The organism is Agrobacterium sp. O3.4, from assembly GCF_041414895.1.
Classification (GTDB): domain Bacteria; phylum Pseudomonadota; class Alphaproteobacteria; order Rhizobiales; family Rhizobiaceae; genus Agrobacterium; species Agrobacterium cucumeris.
Map to the genome: position 1 here is coordinate 1,801,693 of NZ_JALPZP010000001.1, position 20,295 is coordinate 1,821,987.

Genomic DNA, 20,295 nt, shown 5'->3' on the forward strand with positions numbered 1-20,295 from the left:
CTTGGCAGCGACTCCAGGGCCCCGCCTCCTGTCGAGACTCGAACTTCTACGTCGCGAGTTGGTGCGGCGGGTGTCGCCAGGACCACTCCCTCTTCTATCCGGCCTGGATTTCGACTTGGCTGATCCAGTGGATGAACGCAGGCGAACCGAGTCTCTCAACGTTGTTCGCGAAGGCCAGCGAGATTTCCGCAAGCAGGTACTATTGGCCTGGAAGCGATGCGCAGTTACTCGGTCTCGGACCTCAGCAGTTGTCGAGGCCGCACATCTCTTCAGATACCTTGGTCCGAAGACAAATGACGTCCGCAACGGGATTGCGCTCCGGGCAGATGTGCATGTGCTCTTTGACAAACAACTGATCGGCTTTGAGCCGATCAACAATCGCCTGAAGGTGGTTGTTTCCAAGCGCATCGCGCGATCTGAATACGCAGCTCATGATGGGCTGTTGGTAAATGCGATCAACGATGAGGCATCTCGCCCCGATCCAGACATTTTACTGTATCGATTCGAAGAGTTTCGAAAAGCCGAAGAATCACGGGGACCATACTGATGCCCACCATCCTCGCCGACAGCTTTACCGCATCCTTGGCCAAGCTGACCAATGACGAGCAGAAACAGGTGAAGCTGACGGCGTTCGACCTGCAGACCGATCCGAACCGGCCAGGCCTGCAGTTCCACAGGATCGATGCGTCCAAGGACCCGAACTTCTGGTCGGTCCGGGTCAATCGCGATCTCCGGATCATCATCCATAAGACCGGCGACAGCGTCATGCTCGCCTATGTCGACCACCACGACGACGCCTACAAATGGGCAGAACGACGCCGGATCGAGACCCATTCGCGCACAGGTGCACTTCAGATCGTCGAAGTGCGCGAACGGGTCGAAGAGATCGTGGTCCAGCCGGCGCCGGCACGACAGCCAGAGTTGCCGTTCCTCGTTCCAGCTACGCCGTCGGTTTCGACACTGCCGCTTTTTTCGAAATTATCCACCGACGACGCACTGTCGATCGGTGTCCCAGAGGACTGGATCAGGGACGTCCTCGACGCAAGCGAAGACAAATTCTTCACGCTCGCCGGTCATTTACCGCAGGAAGCCGCCGAGGCCTTGCTGGAATATGCCGCAACAGGTGTTCTGAGTAAGCCGGCGCCGGTTACCACCGATCCCTATAGCCATCCTGATGCGCAACGGCGGTTCCGTATCCTGGAAGGGCATGAGGAACTGGCCGCGGCGCTCGACCAGCCATTCGAAAAATGGTCGGTGTTCCTTCATCCGTCACAGCGGGCGTTGGTGGACCGGGACTTTTCTGGACCGGTGCGCGTGGTCGGCTCGGCTGGCACCGGAAAGACCGTGGTCGCCTTACACCGGGTCGCACGCATTCTCCGCAACGAGCCTCAGGCGAAGGTGCTCTTGACGACCTTCTCGGAGCCGCTTGCCACCGCGCTGAAGCGCAAGCTTGGCGTGCTCCTTGCCGACAGCCCCTCTCTCGCCGACAGGGTGACCATATCGTCATTCGAACAAGCGGCAGCTGACCTGTTCGCGCTCATGACGGGTCGGAAGGCCTATCTGGTCGGCCGAGAAAAACTGAGGGCACTTATCGCCGACTCCACGAAGGCGGTGAACGTGACGAGGTATACTCCTCAGTTTCTCAATTCAGAATGGGAGCATGTGATCGACGCTTGGCAGATCGACAGCGCCGAAACCTATGCAACAGTACCGAGGATGGGACGTAAGAACCGGCTTGGCTCGAAGCAACGCGAAGAGCTCTGGACAGTCTTCTCGGAGGTCTGCAAGCAGTTGCGAACGAAAGCTCTACTGACCTCTGCGGACCTGTTCACCGTGGTCACCAAGCATTTCGAAGACCGCACCGAAAAGCCTTACACGCATGTAGTCGTCGATGAGGCCCAGGACCTCGGCGTCGCCGAACTGCGGTTCCTGAGCGCCATCGTGCCCAACCGACCGGACTCGCTCTTCTTCGCCGGAGACATCGGCCAGCGCATCTTTCAGCAACCATTTTCCTGGAAGGGGCTGGGTATCGACGTGCGCGGGCGGTCTTTCACGCTCAAGGTCAACTATCGCACCTCGCATCAGATAAGAAGGATGGCGGACCGGCTGCTTCCCGAAAGTGTCCGAGACGTCGACGGTGAGGAGGACCTGCGCAAGGGTACGGTATCGGTATTCGATGGCGTCGAGCCTGTTATCGTCGTCGCACCAACAATTGAGGAAGAGGCTACGGCTGCCTCGCAATTCCTTCGCAACCTTCTGGAACAGGGAATTAAAGCAAACGAGATCGGCATCTTCTGCCGATCAAACGAGCAGATAGCTCGTGCATCGAAGGTCGCCGAACTGGCAGCCGTCGAGACAGTTTCATCGCTTGCTGGGCGAGGCCCTGAAGAGGCAATGCTCATCGGTACGATGCATCTCGCAAAGGGATTAGAATTCCGTGCTGTATTAATCGTCGCCTGCGATGAAGGTGTGTTGCCGTTGGCGGCGCGCATCGATGACGTCGCCGACGAGTTCGAGTTGGACGAGGTCGTGGCGACAGAACGACAACTGCTCTACGTCGCCGCAACCCGCGCCCGGGATCATCTCTTCGTCTCCGCGGTTGGGCCCGGTTCAGAGTTCCTGGAGGACTTGCTTCACGTTTGATCGGATTGTCTCCGCCCGCGATTCCTCTGCAAACGCCGTGATCGGGAGTAATGGGGGGAAGACGTTGGGCAATAAAGGAACGCCGTTTGCGGGAGGATGCTGCAAGCCTTCAGGGAAAGCGAACTGACATCGCGGCACCGCGCCATCAACGTCATGGCTGGCAGACCGTAGGCTGAGACTTGAGATGCCATTTAGGCCGGAACGGAAACAGGCCATCCGAGTACCGATCGGCCAGCTCCTCGAAGACATCCTCGCTTTCGCGGGCATCGAATCCCTGACGTTCCAGTCCGCCGACGATGGCTTCGCTGAGCTTATCCAGGGCGAGCCGCGCATCTTCTCGTCCGTGAGCGGCCGTGATCATCTGCCAGAGCAGCACCCTCGCGAAATCGTCGCGAGACGGCCGACGTCGGACCTTGGCCGCATCCCTCACTCGCTGCTGCCGGGCGACCTGTTCTGCATTGCGTTGTTTCTTCGATTTCCGGGGCATTGCCTGTCTCCTTGTTGTGGAGCCTCAGCCTCGGTGCCGGCCATGCAAGGGACAAGCGTCGTCTGCCTATGTTGACATTTCGGACAGGGAGGGCTGGCTCGTCTCTAATCGCCAGCCAGACGGCTTCGGCCTGCAAACGCGGTTTGCCGGAATCACTGATTGGGACGTTGGCAACGAGAAAACTGGAACAGGAATCGCGGAAGCGTAAATTGAGATGATGTATTTCGAGTTGCCCGGAACGTAGGCCAAGGCATGGTACTTTGATCTGAGAGGAATTGATTTGCAGAAGACTTGATCCGGCGTGAAGCGCATTGCCGCACGTTGAGATGCCGCTTTCGCGGGGTGGACAGCATCACAACTCTCGACAACATCCTGAACCTTTCCAACTGCCTTTCCGGCTGTTTTGTGGTGGTGTATCGACCGGGTCACTCGATGCACCGCGTCATCGTCTTCTTGCAACCATCGCCACCTCGGACGGCTGCCGATGGCAGGTCACCCGAACTCGTCCCCGCGGTGCCGGTACCGGAGCGGGAATCGAACTTCCGCAGATCGGAATCGATTTCCGCGACTTCGGAATCGGCATTTGGGAACGGTGAATCGCCGTGGCGCCGGCAGGAATCGCGGTTTCAGAGCTCCCCGTCGGGTTTCGTCAGGTCGGTGGACCAGCGGACGCGACGAGCAGGTGCGTGATCTCCTCGCCCGTCATGACCCCGACGTCCTTCAACCGCGTGGCGATGGCGACCAGCGCGTCCCGCCTGTTCTCCAGCAGACTGCGGGCCATCGCTTCGGCTTCCATCAGGCGACTGTTGACCCGCTCAGCCAGATGCCGGTCGAGACTGAGCTCGTTGATGCTTCCTGCCACTGACCGATAGAGCAACGGCTGATGATTGGAGAATCCGAGCCGGGTCTCGGCGGCGACCGCATGTTCGGTGGCCCTGGCCAGATCGCTATCATCGTATCCACCTGCCCCGGCCACCGTGTCGCCAAAGATGAGCAGCTCTGCCGTACGCCCGGCCAGCATGCAGGCGATGCTGCGCATCAGCCAGTCCTGCGTCTGCGGGAGATGTTGACCTTGCCGGCTGACCACCTGCCCCATTCCTCCGATCCCGATGCTTGCGGTGATGACCTCTGCGATCCTCATGTCACAGAAGGCGATCGCATGTCCCGCCTCGTGGATGGCGGTACGCCAGCGCACATCGTCGGAGAGTTTCACCTGGCCGGCCAGCAAGGCATGCTCAAGATCGCCCCAAGTCAGCGACCGCTGCTGCCTTCTGGTTTTCCGGCGAACGTCACGCACAAGTCGTTCTATGTCGGCTCCGGTGCTGCCGGTCGCCAGCAAGGCCAGCCGTCGAAGATCGGGATGCTGCTCAGGTGTAATCGTCTGGCTGGCTTCAGGCATCTTGGGATACTCCGCGATTGGACTGGTCGATGACATCTGCATCACCGCCGACATGGACCTGTTGTTGCCGTGCTGTTTCGATCGTTTTGGGACGGCATGACGGCGCAGACGCCAACACACCAGCCAGATCGTCACCGAGATGATGAGCGAGGATGCCGGCCAGTGCCTCCATATCCGGCAAAGGGATCGCGACATGCTTTTCCAGTCGGCCCGATCGCAACAGTGCCGGATCAATCTTTTCGGGGAGGTTCGTCGCGGCAATGACGATCACGCCATCGGTCTTCGAGGTTCCATCGAGAAGCTCAAGCAGCCGATTGATCAGCGAGTGCCAGTAGTCATCGTGCTGCTCCCGTCGACCTGCGGACCGGCTTCCGATGTTGTCGATTTCGTCGATGAACAGGATGACCGGAGCATTTTCCCGTGCCAGCTCGAACGCCTTGGACATGCGCTTGAGAACGTCACCGAGATAACCAGGCTCAAGCCAGGAGGCTACCGACGTCACCAGCAGCGGAACCTGCAACGTATTGCAAAGCGCGCGGGCATAGGTCGTCTTGCCGGTGCCGGGCGATCCCGACAGCATTAGTTTCGTACTCATCTCGCTCCAGGCCAGCCCACCGTCGCGCCAGAGCTGAAGGTCTGTCTTGAGGTCGAGCGCCCAACCGTGTGCGTCGCCATAGCCCGAGAGTCTCTCGACCCGCAGCTGACGCAGCCGGCTGTGTTCCGGATTGGCCGGATCAACGGATGCGCTGCCGCTGCCCTCCTTCCCGGATGTCTCCGCCAGCTTCTCCGGCTGAACGACATCGATCCCATCCACGGATTTTGGTGGGTCATCACCGTCCTTGATCAAAAACCGGCTCTTGACCTTCGGCCGCCCCGACCGATCGCTACCGCGCCCGGAGTTGCGACCGTCATCGTCATCATCGTCCGACTTGTCGGAGGAGCGCGCCCGTTCGCCGAGGACTTCGAGGATTGACAGGATGCTATCGAGACCACGTCCGGGACGAACAGCCAGCGCCAGCGCATCGATCGAAAGCCCTTCAAGATCAAGCGCCATCTTCTCCATCTGCCGCAGCGACTGCTTCGGCGCGATACCGCAACACGTCTGCAGGAGTTCCGCGATCAGTTCATGATCGAGGCCACCGCTCTCGAGAACGAGATCGGCCGTCATCGACACAAAGGGCGGAAGCGCGGTCTTTGTCTCATCGGCAAGAACCACGGGCGCTGACCGCTCCAGCAGGACATCCACGAGGAACCGGCTCAACGATCGCTCGACCGCCTTCGGCACATCGGTGCCGGCTAGTGTCTTGATCGTCTTACGGGTCTTTCCCCGGCGGCGATCACCGTATCCGTCCGAGAGCGGGCTGCTGCGATGAACGTCTTCGAGTTTCGTCCAGTACGGCAGGATCAAGCCATCTTCGAGCATCAGACCGAAGCGGCGTTCGAAACGGCCAACCGGTGCTTTGATCAAGACGAAGGCTCCCGGGTTCCGAAGTGCGGCCGAGAGCACCGACAGGTCGGGAACGCTTGAACCAACGGCACGGGCGACCAATAGGGCGACTGCGACATGGGCGACGCTTGGCGGAGCAAGCTGCTCGCGAAGCAGCGCCAGAAATTCGCTGGACGCCGATGGTGCTTCAGAAACGCTCGATGCAGCATCGGCTCCCGATTTCGGGCGGCGGCATGCGGCATGGTTTTCCCGATCGGTCCTGCCCTTCGGGGCGGAACGGACGTTTTCATGTGGCGGTTCTCCTGGAATGTCCCGGATCAGCACGTCGATTGCCGTCGTCCTATATGGCGCTTTCCCGAGACGCCGCATGAGTTCGGCGCGCGCCCAAGCCGGGTCGGCGTCGAGCAATCGCAGGGATTGCTCCGGGACACGCCAGACCGTACCGGTCGTCTCATCCCCAGCGACGATGAAGTCCGCCTCCAGCAATCCGACGACTGAGGCGCGCTCGTAAAGATCGAGGATGGCCAGCCGGCGGATGCGGGCAAACAGATAACGCGTGATGCGATCAGTGAGCGTTTCCATCACGCGCCCTCCTCCGTTCCATGAATACCGTGAGGTGTCGGCATACCAATGACGCCCAGCAGCTTGCGATTGCCCTCAAGCCAGTCGCGTAACATCAGCGCAGTCGGATCGCTGACCGCACACAGCGTGAGGAGTTGTTCACGGAAGATTTTCGGGACGCTGGTCATGGCGATACCTTTGCGTCGGGCAAAACCGATCACGACCTGGGCGACGATCGCCGGATCGGGCGAGGCATCTGGCTTTGCCGCGCACATGGCCATGGCCTGAGGAATGGCTTGTGACATGGAAGTCGCCCCGCAGCTCGTCGCCTCTTGCAACTTCGCCAGTCGCTTCATCCGGCTGGATGGCTTCGGCGTCGGAGGTGCTTCGTGCGGGAGGTTGTTTGGGAAAGGGATCACGTTAGAAGTGTGTCGGCTCATGACAGGCGTCTCCTGTCGCCGAACAGCACGGTTCGGCGCGAACGAATGGAATAGAAAGCGGAAAGGAACGTGAGAGGGCCGGTCAGCCCGTGCCGGCCCGTGGGATGCGGGCGAAGCCGACACGGATTTGGCCACGACCGGCTGGCTGATGGACCTCCGTGGTCGAGCCAGCGGCGGGATCGGTCGTCTCGTTTTCATTCACGCCAGTGATGTCCGCAGAGCCACCGCGACGTACCCGTTCCTCCATCGGTCCGGCAAAGGCATTCCTAGCCAGTTTCCAGTTCTCGTCGATCCGGCCATGGAAACGTTCACGCAGCATGCCGATCGCCTTCCCCGCCCCGCAAACCTCGACGAGATGATCGAGATCGCTAAGGGGCCAGACGCCACCGGCAATGTCCGAGCGCTGGTTTTCTGCATTCAAGATGACGACGCGGACTTCTTCGGCCACCAGCCGATGATGTTCGCGGTAGAGAAGATCGGGAACGACGAGTGCTGCGGCCAGCATGCGGCTCTTCAGCTCGTTGATCCGCGAGACTTCGTACGAGCCGAGGCTGCGCTTGACGTCGATGACGTGGGCAAGCTTCGTCTTCCGGTTCACGATGATCAGGTCCGGCGTATACGTTTTGCGTCCGCCGATGTCGGCGTCGAGCGTCAGCGATCGAAAGTGTTTCGGATCGTTTTTCTCGACCAGCTCGAGCGCCGTCTTCGTGACCGGCAGCCGCAGATTTTGCGTCAGCACCACGAGGTCCGGGTTCAGGTCGGCGATGATACCGATGCCGCGCTCGAGCAGCCTCCCTTCCTGGATGGGAATGGCGCGCAGGATTGCCGCGGCTTCAGAGACACCGCCGGCAAGCGCCTTGGAAAGAGCGACGGCGGAGAAGGACTGCGACGAAAGTGCGTCGATGAGGACGTCGAAACGGGACTGAAGGGTGTCGAGATCGACGGCATGCGGATAGGCTGGCGCGCCAGGCGCACCGGAAAGAATGGTCGTCATGATATTGCTCCTGTTGACGGAGGCGACCGGCCGGCAAACTTCAGGCGCACGGCGTCCGATGCGGAAATGATTTCCCCATCCGGTGGCCGGCTGGCTTCAAATGAAGCTGTGTCCGAAGTCAGGGATGATCAGCCGTTAGAATCTGGCGAGTGCCAGTCCGAAGGCGCACTGGATCGTGAAGCACGCCAACCGGCGCCGCGGCGACGCACGATCGTCAACAGGATCAGGAGACGAGAAAGCTTCCCGTTCGGAAGCGAAGCAGATATGGGTCGACATAGCCCAATTCCTTAGAACACAAGGTTGCGGGTCAGGCCCTCGTTCGGTGTTCCACCACCGGCGGGGGCCGCTAAGTGTCTGCAGATATTCGGTTTCTGCTGACCCTGTCGACATAGCCCGGAGAATTGTGTCCGGCAAGCCGGCAAGAACACTTCCGGAACGACAGAGCTCCGGTATGGTTAACGGGACACGCGGCGACCAGCGGACAAAAAATAGCCCCGCGCGAGCGGGGCCATGGGTGTCGTCTTTGCCGGGATCGTTACGCCGCGACCGCCGAGGGTACGGAACGGCGCTCCCGGGATTTTCCGACCGATGACGCCTGCGCGATCATCCCATTGAACACGCTGTTGATGCGAGCCAGCGTCGCCTCTTCTCCCCTTTGCACCCGGTCGCTGGCCTCTGCCGGTTCCTGTGACGCAAGGTCATCACCCGCATCGGCGCTCTCTATTTCCTCCTCCGTCGAGGTAAGCGCCTCCCCATGGACCACGAAGCGTAACGCCGGAATGACTTCGTCCTGAAGCCAGCTGACAAACTCGGTCCGATCCGGCCAGTCGTCAGCGCCGCCCATACGGTGAAGCAATGCCTGTACCGTGCGCCATGCGCTGCCTTCGGGCAGACGCGCCGGCCGCCAGTTCACATGTGAAACCATTTCCACCTTCATCGGCGCGGCGATGCTGTTGAGAAGATCGTGGGCGTGACGGCAATCGTACACAATCGCATCCTGGAGCAGCCCCTTCTTCACCGCCCTGCCTCTGGCGATCGGCTCCATGGCCTTCTCAACTCGCTTGAGGACTGCGGACATTAGCCCGTGGAACTCAGTAACGTCCTGCGTGATCTTCAACTCGGCAGCCTTACGCAAGCCGGCGAGGCCGCCAACATTGAGAGCATCGTGGGTGGTAGCGACCTTTCGCTTTGCCTCGACGCCCACCGTCGCTTTGACCTGAGCCACAGTCAGTTGTTCGCCAGCCTCGATCGCCGAGATGACCCGTTCGACCTCCGGCTGTTCGGCGTAGGCCAGCACGAAGAGGACCGTCGGAGCAACCGCCGCTGCCTCGAGCCGCTCTTTATAGTCCGCCAGGCTCGCCTGGACTGCCATGTAGTTGCGGCCGGTCTTCGGCGTGAACTTGCACACCGCCTTGATCCATGCGCCCAACGCCTTGTCCGGGAGAATGGACTTTGCGCGCACGAGGTAGCCGCCGATCTCGAAGGCCTGCGCTGTCGTCCGGCGTCCGAGCGACTGGAACGCGTCCCGTAGCCACTTCAGTTCGTCCTCCTGGGCAGGGCTGATGGTCGGCCCCGGCTTGGTCTGGGCAACAGCCGCCCTCTTCTTATGGGTGTATTTTGTCATTCGTTTCTTGTCTCCGTTTTCATCCGGTCTTCATCGCGACCGTGAGATAATGGTGACACGAATTTCAAAAACGCGTTACAACCGAGATTGCCAACATTATGTAATTTAAAGATTTTTCTCTATATACAAGAGTTTTCCGCCATTTGCCGCGCTGGATTCCTCAATGAATTCAACGCGGCATTTTTTTTAGTTCGCATTTTAATTACGTGATTACTAATTCAACCTTTGATTGATTCAATTCCCTTACGTCGCAGTTTTCTTGGTTCGTGCCGGTCGGGAAGAATGCGTCAGGACTGACTCGATCGGTCGGATTGGATGAGCTTTCAAATGCGCGGTCGGTAAAGGCAATGTTGACAGTGCATCGGCCATGACACGCAGCCGCGCCGGATCGGTGTAACGCCCCTCATTCACACCCTCGTTGGTGTGCCCCAGGATGTCCTTTCGGTACTCCTCCCGAATGCCGGCCTGCTTCATTTCATTGTTGCACCAATGGCGCAGCGAATGCAGGACCTTCCCATCATCCTTGGCCTTGGGCAGCGCTGTCGATCGTATTTTTTGCCAGCTGTCATCAAACACGTCACCCATCGGCGTCGTAGGGGATGCAGCCTTCAGTTCGGGGAACAACAGGACGTGACCGAGATTGCGAAGCTCATCAACGTATTCAAGGAATCCGAGGCGAAGCAGCTCTGGGTGGATGGGCACGCGCCGCTTCGATTGAGCGTTTTTCAGCTTGCGGACGAAGTTTTCCTCAATGCGGATGCACGGAAGCTCAAAATGGGTCTCGACCTCATCGAGGAGCAAGCCACACATCTCTTCACGACGAGTTCCGACATAGATCGCCAGTAACGGAACCCAATAGGCCGCGTCATGGAAGATTTCGTCTCCGCCGCCGAAGCGCTCGTCGAAGCTACTCGACCCCTCCCACACTGGCAGCGAGAAGATGGTCTGCAGTTCCTCGGTTGAGAAACGTCCACGCTCGTTTCTGACGTCGCCCTTCCTCTTGGTTCGCAGGCCGGAAACGCCCTCGAAATTCCCGAATGGAAATCCGGCGTGTTTGCAGATGTCCACGATGTTGCCCATTTGGGTCATGTAGCGATTTATCGTCGCGGGCGACAAGCCAACCTCCTCGGGCGGCAACGTCGTGGCACGAGCCAGAAGCTCGCTGAGGGGCATGATATGGTCGTTCGGCGACTTTCCATGATTTTTCGGAAGCTTGAACAGCATGCTTCGGAATTCCGAGATGTTTCGCTGCCTCAAGCGTGCCGGCTGGTCGTGTCCGACGAATCGAACCAACAACTTGGCAATACTCACGTGTTGCTTAATCATCTTGTGACGCCATTCTTTGGTTGCGACCCTCTCCTCCGCTGCCAGTTGGACGATTTCGACAAGTCCCTTGTCCGAATCCTGCAGTTCCAGTTCCGCTTCATCCTCATCGTCGAGATCGAATTCGTCCTCGGTTTCAACCGGAGGGGCGGCAACCGCGATCGTACGAACAGATGCAGGCACCTTCTCAAGAGGTGTGTAAGGTTGCGAAAACGACGGTACAGTTCGACTTCCAAATGGTGCTACCGACGTTCGCTGCGACACGGATTGAGACGAAGCAGCGTGCGATACAGCCGTCGCTGCGGTATCGCCGACAAGCGCCGCATTGAGGAGGGCAATATCATCAGGTCGGACGCCGGACCATCGCCGTTCGGTATTGAGCAACGCTGCCGACATGCCGCGCAAGCAAAGCTGCTCTGCTTGGAGGATGTGCGTTTCCGCCGGCGCGATGTTGTGGTCCTGGAGGATAGCCTCCAGCTGACGGCGACCGATTTGGCCAAATCCATTGGTACTGAGGAACCCCATTGTCTCACGAACGCCGTGGATCATCTCGTCATCAAGTCCGGCAGCGCGCATTTGGCGCTCTTCGTCGGGACCAATCCTTGCATTGATCCCTTGGGCGGCGAACAGGCGTAACGCCCAACCGCTCTGAATTTCCGTTAAACGCTTACTTGCTGCGTCGACGCCTGTTCTGGAACCGGCCGCCATCATCGAATCCAGATGGAAGCTGTGCTGCTTGGCGGCGTGTATCAGGATTTTCTTTGCGTCTTCCGGCGATATCATCTTTTGTCTCAGGCTGGGCAGGAGACGATGGCTGGCAAGCGTCACCTCCGGAGCGACGACCCGCGCCCGTTCCAGTTCCTTGGTGTGCAGGCTGATTTCGAGCCTCACCCAAGCATGGACACCTGTTCCAAGTGGTAAACGCCGTCGCCACCAGTAGACCGAACCGCGCTTGTAGACGTGTTGAATCGTTGCCATGCTAAACCCTTTCCTAAGAGGGTGAGCAGGACTTGGTTCGCCTTCCCGTAAGACAGCTGTGTACGACAGTCGTGTAAGACAGTCCGGTACGACAGTGCCTCGAATTCGATTCCCAGCTAACTCGGATGTGCTGAGAAACCGTGATTCTGGCTTGAAAAGGGAAACTTGGCTGGGGCGCCAGGATTCGAACCTGGGAATGCCGGTACCAAAAACCGGTGCCTTACCGCTTGGCGACGCCCCAACAGGGCAGCGAAAGAAAAACGCCGCTGCCTGAACCGCGCCTGATTAGCAAAGCCGGACCGGCGCGGCAATGACCCGGCGACCAATTTTTTCACAAAATCCAAGCTTTTTGGATGCTGCGTCGCAGACGGCATGATAGGGCTTGGCGATTGTGCGGCGGGCGCCGTTGGCACTTGCGGCATGGCATTCATTCAGGAGGTCTTGATGGCGGACCCGGCATTCGATCTCGATTTCAAGCCGGCCTATGGCGAGGCGGTTCCTGTCGCCCCACTGATCCAGCGCCTCACCGTCAACAATCCTTCCGCCTTCACCTTCCATGGCACCAACTCCTATATCGTCGGCGACCGTTCCGTCGCCGTCATCGATCCCGGCCCGGAGGATGAGGCGCATTTTCAGGCGCTGATGACGGCGCTTGACGGCCGCGAGGTCACTCACATCTTTGTCAGCCACACCCATCGCGATCACTCACCGCTTGCCCGGCGGCTGAAGCAAGCGACGGGAGCGATAACGGTTGCGGAAGGTCCGCACCGCGCCGCCCGGCCGCTCTATGCGGGTGAAACCAACCCATTTGCCGAAAGCTCCGATACGGCTTTCGTGCCCGATATCGCGCTTGGTGACGGGCAGAGCCTTTCCGGCGATGGCTGGACATTGACCGCGCTGCATACGCCGGGCCACACCGCTAATCACGCCGCCTTTGCGCTTGATGGCAGCGGCATCGTCTTTTCCGCCGATCATGTGATGGCCTGGGCCACCACCATCGTTGCACCGCCGGACGGGGCGATGAGCGATTACATGACCTCGCTGGAGCGACTGCTCACCCGCGACGATCGGCTGTTCCTGCCCGGCCATGGCGGGCCGGTCACCGATCCCGCCGCCTTCATGCGGGGCTTACGCGCCCACCGCCGCATGCGGGAAAAGGCGGTTCTGAAGCGTATCCGGGACGGCGACCGGCTGATCGCCGACATGGTGAAGGTGATCTATGCCAGCACCGACAAGCGCCTGCACGGGGCAGCCGCACTTTCCGTGCTGGCGCATATCGAAGACCTGATCGAAAAGGGCGAGGTGCGGACGGATGGTACGCCTTCACTCTTGGGCGAGTATTTTCCGGCCTGACGGGGTTTTGAGGCGCGAATTCTCAAGATGCTTTAGCCGCTTACGCCCCGTTGGGGAACGAGCGGATGCCACTTGTTTCTTCTCCCCGCCGGGGAGAAGTCCGCGGCAGCGGGATGAGGGGGCAAGGGTAGATATATTCGGCAACGTTGCCCCCTCATCCGGCCCTTCGGGCCACCTTCTCCCCCTCGGGGAGAAGAAACCAAGCCGCAGCGCCATGCGCTATCTCACATCAAAAACGTCTCAATTGTCGTTCAACCCCTGCATTTCCGCATCCAGCGCATCGAGATAGGCCTCGGCGATCGCAGCCCCCATGCCGAGATCATGCGGGGCATAACGCGAGGCGACGCGGATATCGACGATGGTGGTTTCCGCCTCTTCCCTGAGGCGGATGAGGATATCAAAACGCAGGCCCCAGATGCGGGTGCGCGTTTCGCCCTGCATCAGCACCACGCCGCTGCCATTAAAGAAGGTGGGCTGCGGCGCCTCAGCCGGCCGGGCCGTGGGCACCGGCACGATGGAGGGCAGGTCTTCCACTGGGCCCTCTTCAGCCGGGGGAGTCTTGTCCTGTTCTGGAATGCCGGTGGAGGGCGCTTCTTCCGCGCCGATGACGCCTCTTGTGTGGCTGATGCGGATATTCTGGGCAGCGGCCATCTTCTTGGCGGCGGCATAGATGCGGTCGATCGCGCCTTCATAACGGCGGCCGGCGAGGCTGGCATAGGCAATCGCCTGCGCGTCCCGGTCTTCCTTTGCCACCATGGCGGGCCTTGCCAGCCATTGCTGGTTCGCCACCGGCGTCACCAGCCATTCCGGCACGTCGGTCAGGTCGGTCGAGATGTCGTAAATCTTCGGCTGCTGCCAATAAAGATATGCGCCGTAACCGACCACACCGAGCGGCAGGGCCGACAGGAGAAGAGCGGCAAGCGCTGAAAGTCCGCCGCGCGCGCCCTTTGTCCACAGTCGCTCAAGGCCGATCAGCGCCAGAAGCACCGCCGCCAACGCGATGCCGGCGGCAATTATCAGCAACCCCACGAGGTCAGGCGTCGTCAGTGGTCCAAACCGGTGGACACAGGCGGCAATCAGAAATAGCGCCAGCGCCGCCAGACCGAGATAGCGGGAAAGATAGGCTGCAACCGAAAAAGGCCGGACGAAACGCACAGTCATGGAAGCGGATATCCGTAAGATCGCATTGGCGTAAAAGCGTTGCACCCGAAATCTGGCAAGGGAATCACCTGCATATGATGTCATAGACCGGATTTGCGGCGAGGAAAACAAAGGAGGGAGCCGATCTGCGGGTAAAGCGTGCTCACAACCTCTGAAGACCTCTTTTCCGTCATGCCGGACATGATCCACTACTGTCGGGTTAAATTTCCGGACAGGTCGCTGTCGCCTTGAAGTCGATGATGAAGGGTGAACATTCACTCAATGTCATCCTCGGCCTTATGCCGAGGATCTAATCACGTTGAATAAAATCAATACGTTGGCAGATCCTGGGACAGGCCCGAGGATGACGTCGGCGCAATTGGCATGACTTTCCTTCCCATCGGGCGACGCTGCTCTTCTTTGGTGTCGGGTTAAGGCGAAAATCCGGAAAGCCTATTCGAATGAGAGGCTTGTGCCTTCTCCAGAAACTTGAACCGGACAGCAGTGGACATGGCCCGGGGTGCGCAACGCTCCTGCCAAATGCAGACGCTCCCCCGGCCTCCGGTATCGCTCCGGCAGACTGAGAGGCCACGGCAACAGGGAACGGGAATATTTTTCCCCATTGTCGCCACTTAAGGGAATAATTCCCCGGCAATGCAACAAATACGCAAGCTCATCCCTTAATTGCTGAGGAAATCGGCGTATCCTCGGCGACCTCCCTCGAGAATGCGTGTAAAAAGTGCAACATTCTCGTTTTCTTGCACAATAAAGAGACATGTCATGTCACAGGCAACGACGTCCGCCGGCCCCTCCGGGCCTAAACCCTTTTATCGCAATTTCGGCTTTCAGGTTCTGATCGCCATGGTCATCGGCCTGCTGCTCGGACTCGTTGCGCGCAACATCGGTCCCGATGCCGCCGGCAGCCCGAACGGGCTTTCCGTGACGCTGCAGACCATCGGCAGCATTTTCGTGCAGCTCCTGCGAGCGCTAGTGCCGCCGCTGATCTTCACGGCCATCGTCGCCTCCATCGCCAATCTCAAGAACCTTTCGAATGCGGCAAAGCTCGTCTGGCAGACGCTTTTGTGGTTCGCCATCACGGCGCTCATCGCCGTGGTCATCGGCATCGTGCTCGGCCTCGTCATTCAGCCGGGTGTCAACACGGCGATTGCCAATACGGCAGCGGCAGCCCCCTCCTCCACCGGCTCCTGGCTGGACTTTCTCAAGGGCCTCGTTCCGGCCAACGTCTTCGGCCTTGAAGCCTCTACCAAAATCAACAACGGTTCCGGCAGCACCTCGCTGAACTTCAACGTTCTGCAGCTGCTGGTGGTGTCGATTGCCTTTGGTGTTGCGGCGCTGAAAGCTGGCAAGGCAGCGGAGCCGTTCCTTGCCTTCAACCAGTCGCTCCTTGCCATCGTGCGTAAGATCCTGTGGTGGGTCATCCGCCTCACCCCCATCGGCACCATCGGCCTGCTCGGGCGTGCGGTTGACCAATATGGCTGGACGACGCTTTCGCAGCTCGGCTGGTATGCGGCGGCCGTTTATATTGGTCTCGCGCTGGTGCTCTTCGTGGTCTATCCGGCGCTGCTGATCGCCCATGGCCTGAAGCCGTCACGCTTCTTTGCGGGCGCGTGGCCAGCCATCCAGCTCGCTTTCGTGTCGCGCTCGTCCATCGGCACGCTGCCCGTCACCGAAACCGTGACGGAAAAGAGCCTCGGCGTGCCGCGCGAATATGCCGCCTTCTCCGTGCCGCTCGGCGCCACCACCAAGATGGACGGCTGCGCCGCCATCTATCCGGCGATTTCGGCGATCTTCATCGCGCAGTTCTTCCAGGTACCGCTCGGCATTCAGGAATATGTGCTGATCGTCTTCGTTTCGGTGCTGGGTTCGGCTGCAACAGCGGGTCTCACAGGCGCGGTGGTGATGCTGACGCTGACACTCTCCACGCTTGGGCTGCCACTCGAAGGCGTGGGCCTGCTGCTTGCCATCGACCCGATCCTCGACATGGGCCGCACGGCGGTCAACGTTGCCGGTCAGGCGCTGGTGCCGACCATCGTCGCCAAGCGCGAAGGCATTCTCAATGAGGCCGTCTACAACAACGCCAAGGACATCGACGCGCTCGATGACCGGGAAGTGGCGCCGGCCTGATCACGATAATCGTGGGGCGTTTCCAGTGAAAAGGAAACGCCCCACGTGTGCCACTGCCGTTGCTCCATAAGAGTTTGGGATTGACGGCGATGGTTTCGTCGATAGCAATATCGGCACAGACAACAATGCATCTTTCGGCGGAACCTGCGCATGGCGAAACGTAACTGGATTTATGTCGCCCTGCTCGCCTTCCTCTCCCTCGGCCTCTTGATCGACGCCGCCATCTGGCCCGCCGGACCTCCAAGTTCCTTTACCGCAAACGATCTCGTACAGATGATCGGCATCATCACGCTGTTTGCCTGGTGGCAGATAGAAGATGCCGAAAAGCGGGACATCCGGCGCAGTTCTGCCGCCAAAGTCGCGACCATTCTGCTCGCGCCTGTTGGTCTTGCCATCTATCTTTATCAGACCCGCCGGTGGACACGCGCCACGCTCGGCCTCATCGCCTTCATGGGCGGCATCTTTCTCGCCGCCATCCTCACGCTGTTATTGAGTGACTGGCTCATTCTGCAGGGCTTTTTCCCTTCCTCTTTTTTGTCCGGTTCTGAAACCGGATAGAGGTCCGTCCCGCTGGGCCGGGCGCAGCCATTGTCTGGCGGTCAATTGATGCAACTTTCCGCGCCAATGCGGCTTTTCCCCATATGAAAACAGGCGTATCAATCGCGGCAATAAAAGTGCCGTACGGCTGTCATGTTCAAGGGAGAAACAAGATGCGTGTTTCCATCGTCCTCGGTTCGCTTGCCGCCATGCTGGCGCTTACCGCCTGCCAGACGCTGACGCCGGAAGAGCGGCGGGCGCGGGACGAGGCGACTTGCCGGGGTTATGGTTTCCGCCCCGGCACCGACCCGATGGCGGGTTGCCTTCTCGATCTGGAAATGGATCGCCGCGCCGATAACCGTGCATGGCAGGCGCAGATGAACCGCGACATGTTCTACAGGCCGGTTGTCGTCGAGCGTCAGATCATCGTCCGACAGAACCCCTGACGGGAATGAAGGCAACGTTGCTTGCAACCTGCCCCTCCTTCGCCCGCGCAGCAAGCGTTGCCTGCGCGGCGGCAAGGCGGGCAATCGGCACGCGGAACGGCGAACAGGACACGTAATCGAGATCAGCATCCTCGCAGAAATGGATCGAGGCCGGATCGCCGCCATGTTCGCCGCAAATGCCGAGCTTCAGTTCCGGTCGTGTCTGGCGGCCGCGTTCGGCGGCGATGCGGATCAATTCCCCCACACCATCAAAATCGAGCGAGATGAACGGGTCGCGCTCGATGATGCCCTTGCGCTGATAGGTGTTGATGAAGCGCGCTGCATCATCACGGGAAATGCCGAAGGTCGTCTGCGTCAAATCGTTGGTGCCGAAAGAGAAAAATTCCGCGGCTTCGGCGATGACATGGGCGCGCAGTGCAGCGCGCGGCAGTTCGATCATGGTGCCGGTTAGATATTCGATCTCCATACCGGTTTCCTGCGCCACCGCGGCAGCGACACGATCAATAACCTCGGTGACATAATCCAGCTCTGAGCGCAGGCCGACCAGCGGCACCATGATCTCAGGCACAACGGGCGCGCCGGTGATGCGGGCTGCCTCAACGGCGGCTTCGAAAATGGCGCGGGCCTGCATTTCGGCGATCTCGGGATAAGAAATGGCGAGACGGCAGCCGCGATGGCCGAGCATGGGGTTAAATTCATGCAGCGCATCCAGCCGCTGACGGAACACGGTCTGCGGCATGCCCATGGCGGCCGCCACCTCGACGATCTCGCCATCGGTCTTCGGCAGGAATTCGTGCAGCGGCGGATCGAGCAGACGGATCGTCACCGGCAGGCCATGCATGATCTGGAACAGTTCGGTGAAATCCGATCGTTGCATCGGCAGAAGCTCATCGAGCGCTGCCCGCCTGCCCCTTTCGCTCTCGGCAAGGATCATTTCGCGCATCACGTGGATACGGTCGCCCTCGAAGAACATGTGTTCGGTGCGGCAGAGGCCAATGCCTTCCGCCCCGAAGGCGCGGGCGGCGCGGGCGTCGGCCGGGGTGTCGGCATTGGTCCGCACCGTCATGCGGCGCAGATTGTCGGCCCAGACCATCAGCTTGCCGAAATCGCCAGACAGTTCCGGCTGCGTCATCGGCACTTCGCCCTTCAGCACCCGGCCGGAAGAGCCATCGATGGTGATGATATCGCCGCGCTTGAGCATACAGCCGACGCCGATCAGTACCTTGTTGCGCATGTCGACGCGCATGGAACCGGCACCGGTGACGCAGGGGATGCCCATGCCGCGCGCCACCACGGCGGCGTGGCTGGTCATGCCGCCACGCGTCGTCAGAATGCCTTCGGCGGCGTGCATGCCGTGAATATCTTCCGGGCTGGTTTCGATGCGCACCAGAATGACCCGGCGGCCTTCGGCTTCCGCTGCAACCGCCTCTTCCGAGGTGAAGACGATCTCACCCGTAGCAGCTCCCGGAGAGGCCGGCAGGCCGGAGCCGATGACGGGGCGGGAAATGCCCGGATCAATCGTCGGGTGCAGCAGCTGGTCGAGCGATGAGGGCTCGATGCGGCAGACCGCCTCCTCCTGCGAAATCGTGCCTGCTTCCACCATATCGACGGCAATCTTCATGGCGGCGCGGGTGGTGCGTTTGCCGGAACGGGTCTGCAGCATCCAGAGCTTGCCGCGCTCGATGGTGAATTCCAGATCCTGCATGTCGCGATAATGGTTTTCCAGCCGCTTGCAGATGGCCAGGAACTCACTGAACGCCTCCGGCATCAGCTTTTCCATGGAGGGCTTGTCGGAACCCGATGCCAGCCGCGCAGCCTCGGTGATCGACTGCGGCGTGCGGATGCCCGCCACCACATCTTCCCCCTGCGCATTGACGAGGAATTCGCCGTAAAGCTCCGCCTCGCCGGTGGAAGGATTGCGGGTGAAGGCGACGCCGGTTGCCGAAGACGAACCGAGATTGCCGAAGACCATGGCCTGAACGTTGACCGCCGTACCCCAGTCACCCGGAATATTGTGCAGATGCCGGTAGGTCACGGCGCGGTGGTTGGTCCAGCTGGCGAAGACAGCGCCGATGGCGCCCCAGAGCTGCACGTGACAGTCCTGCGGGAAGGCTTCGCCCAGCTCGTCCTCGATCAGCTTCTTGTAAAGCGAAACGACGTGCTGCCATTCGACCGCCGACATGTCGGTATCATATTCATGGCCGAGCCGGCCCTTTTCATCCTCGAGAATTTCCTCGAACAGTTCATGATCGAGGCCCATGACGACATCGGCATACATCTGGATGAAGCGGCGGTAGCTGTCCCAGGCAAAACGGGCGTCGCCGGCATCATGGCCCAGCGCCTCGACGGTGCGATCATTGAGACCGAGATTAAGCACGGTATCCATCATGCCCGGCATGGAGGCGCGCGCGCCGGAGCGGACGGAAAGAAGCAGCGGCGACTGGCTGCCGCCGAAGGTCTTGCCGGTCACGGTTTCCATGCCGTGCAGGCCGGCCATGACTTGCAGCTTCAGCTCTTCGGGAAGATCGCGGCCGTTCTTGTGATAAAGGGCGCAGGCATCGGTAATGATGGTGAGGCCGGGGGGAACGGGTAGGCCGAGACTTGCCATTTCGGCAAGGTTCGCGCCCTTGCCGCCCAATATTGCAACGTCACCTGCCCTGCCTTCGGCAGCACCATTGCCGAAGGTATAAACCCATTTTTTCATTCCACGCTCTCCACCCAGAAGCGTTGTCATTTTTCTATCATCTACAGCATTGCCAGCATGTTGGGAACGCCGCA

At 60.1% G+C, this 20,295-nt stretch carries 15 protein-coding genes and 1 tRNA gene; 6 read left to right on the top strand and 10 right to left on the bottom strand.

The features are described from left to right. The first annotated feature begins 115 nt into the window (after positions 1-115). Together M0412_RS08770 and M0412_RS08775 are read left to right on the top strand one after the other, a co-directional pair. A complete protein-coding gene (locus M0412_RS08770) occupies positions 116-547 on the top strand; it encodes an HNH endonuclease (RefSeq protein WP_161991144.1) in 432 nt (143 codons plus the stop codon). Then, on the top strand, positions 547-2,643 hold the full coding sequence (locus M0412_RS08775) for a 3'-5' exonuclease (RefSeq protein WP_269698530.1): 2,097 nt from the start codon (positions 547-549) through the stop codon (positions 2,641-2,643). Before M0412_RS08770 ends, M0412_RS08775 begins: the two co-directional genes overlap by 1 nt. Before the next feature lie 151 nt (positions 2,644-2,794). On the opposite strand, the gene M0412_RS08780 is transcribed toward M0412_RS08775, so the two are convergent. From M0412_RS08780 to M0412_RS08815, 8 genes are all read right to left on the bottom strand, one after another. Further along, a complete protein-coding gene (locus M0412_RS08780; protein ID WP_142839267.1) occupies positions 2,795-3,130 on the bottom strand; it encodes a hypothetical protein in 336 nt (111 codons plus the stop codon). A 649-nt stretch (positions 3,131-3,779) separates the two neighbouring features. After that, positions 3,780-4,529 carry an ATP-dependent Zn protease gene (locus tag M0412_RS08785; RefSeq protein WP_269698531.1) on the bottom strand — a complete coding sequence of 250 codons (750 nt, stop codon included), beginning with the start codon at positions 4,527-4,529 and terminating at the stop codon, positions 3,780-3,782. After that, on the bottom strand, positions 4,522-6,558 hold the full coding sequence (locus M0412_RS08790) for an ATP-binding protein (protein ID WP_142839265.1): 2,037 nt from the start codon (positions 6,556-6,558) through the stop codon (positions 4,522-4,524). Before M0412_RS08790 ends, M0412_RS08785 begins: the two co-directional genes overlap by 8 nt. Continuing rightward, positions 6,558-6,977: a hypothetical protein gene (locus M0412_RS08795; protein WP_142839264.1), complete on the bottom strand. Its 420-nt coding sequence runs from the start codon at positions 6,975-6,977 to the stop codon at positions 6,558-6,560. Before M0412_RS08795 ends, M0412_RS08790 begins: the two co-directional genes overlap by 1 nt. Before the next feature lie 82 nt (positions 6,978-7,059). Continuing rightward, positions 7,060-7,971, bottom strand: a complete 912-nt coding sequence (locus tag M0412_RS08800) for a hypothetical protein (protein ID WP_142839263.1) — start codon at positions 7,969-7,971, stop codon at positions 7,060-7,062. 535 nt (positions 7,972-8,506) lie between these two features. Beyond that, positions 8,507-9,595, bottom strand: a complete 1,089-nt coding sequence (locus M0412_RS08805; RefSeq protein WP_269698532.1) for a hypothetical protein — start codon at positions 9,593-9,595, stop codon at positions 8,507-8,509. A gap of 243 nt (positions 9,596-9,838) precedes the next feature. Continuing rightward, positions 9,839-11,896 carry a site-specific integrase gene (locus M0412_RS08810; RefSeq protein ID WP_269698533.1) on the bottom strand — a complete coding sequence of 686 codons (2,058 nt, stop codon included), beginning with the start codon at positions 11,894-11,896 and terminating at the stop codon, positions 9,839-9,841. Positions 11,897-12,062: 166 nt separating this feature from the next. Next, positions 12,063-12,137: transfer RNA gene (locus M0412_RS08815), tRNA-Gln, on the bottom strand. A gap of 203 nt (positions 12,138-12,340) precedes the next feature. Here M0412_RS08815 and M0412_RS08820 point away from each other — a divergent pair. Beyond that, entirely contained in the window at positions 12,341-13,249 is a 909-nt protein-coding gene (locus tag M0412_RS08820) for an MBL fold metallo-hydrolase (RefSeq protein ID WP_269698534.1), read from the top strand. 240 nt (positions 13,250-13,489) lie between these two features. Here the strand turns inward: M0412_RS08820 and M0412_RS08825 are convergent, their stop codons facing one another. Continuing rightward, positions 13,490-14,410, bottom strand: a complete 921-nt coding sequence (locus M0412_RS08825; RefSeq protein WP_142839259.1) for a DUF1499 domain-containing protein — start codon at positions 14,408-14,410, stop codon at positions 13,490-13,492. Between the two features lie 759 nt (positions 14,411-15,169). On the opposite strand from M0412_RS08825, the gene M0412_RS08830 reads away from it, so the two are divergent. From M0412_RS08830 to M0412_RS08840, 3 genes are all read left to right on the top strand, one after another. After that, on the top strand, positions 15,170-16,534 hold the full coding sequence (locus M0412_RS08830) for a dicarboxylate/amino acid:cation symporter (protein WP_269698535.1): 1,365 nt from the start codon (positions 15,170-15,172) through the stop codon (positions 16,532-16,534). A gap of 150 nt (positions 16,535-16,684) precedes the next feature. After that, a complete protein-coding gene (locus M0412_RS08835) occupies positions 16,685-17,092 on the top strand; it encodes a hypothetical protein (RefSeq protein ID WP_269698536.1) in 408 nt (135 codons plus the stop codon). Between the two features lie 152 nt (positions 17,093-17,244). Next, positions 17,245-17,517 carry a hypothetical protein gene (locus M0412_RS08840; RefSeq protein ID WP_142839256.1) on the top strand — a complete coding sequence of 91 codons (273 nt, stop codon included), beginning with the start codon at positions 17,245-17,247 and terminating at the stop codon, positions 17,515-17,517. On the opposite strand, the gene ppdK is transcribed toward M0412_RS08840, so the two are convergent. Next, a complete protein-coding gene (ppdK, locus tag M0412_RS08845) occupies positions 17,495-20,221 on the bottom strand; it encodes a pyruvate, phosphate dikinase (protein WP_269698537.1) in 2,727 nt (908 codons plus the stop codon). The two genes, M0412_RS08840 and ppdK, sit on opposite strands and share 23 nt — an antisense overlap. Between the last annotated feature and the right edge of the window lie 74 nt (positions 20,222-20,295).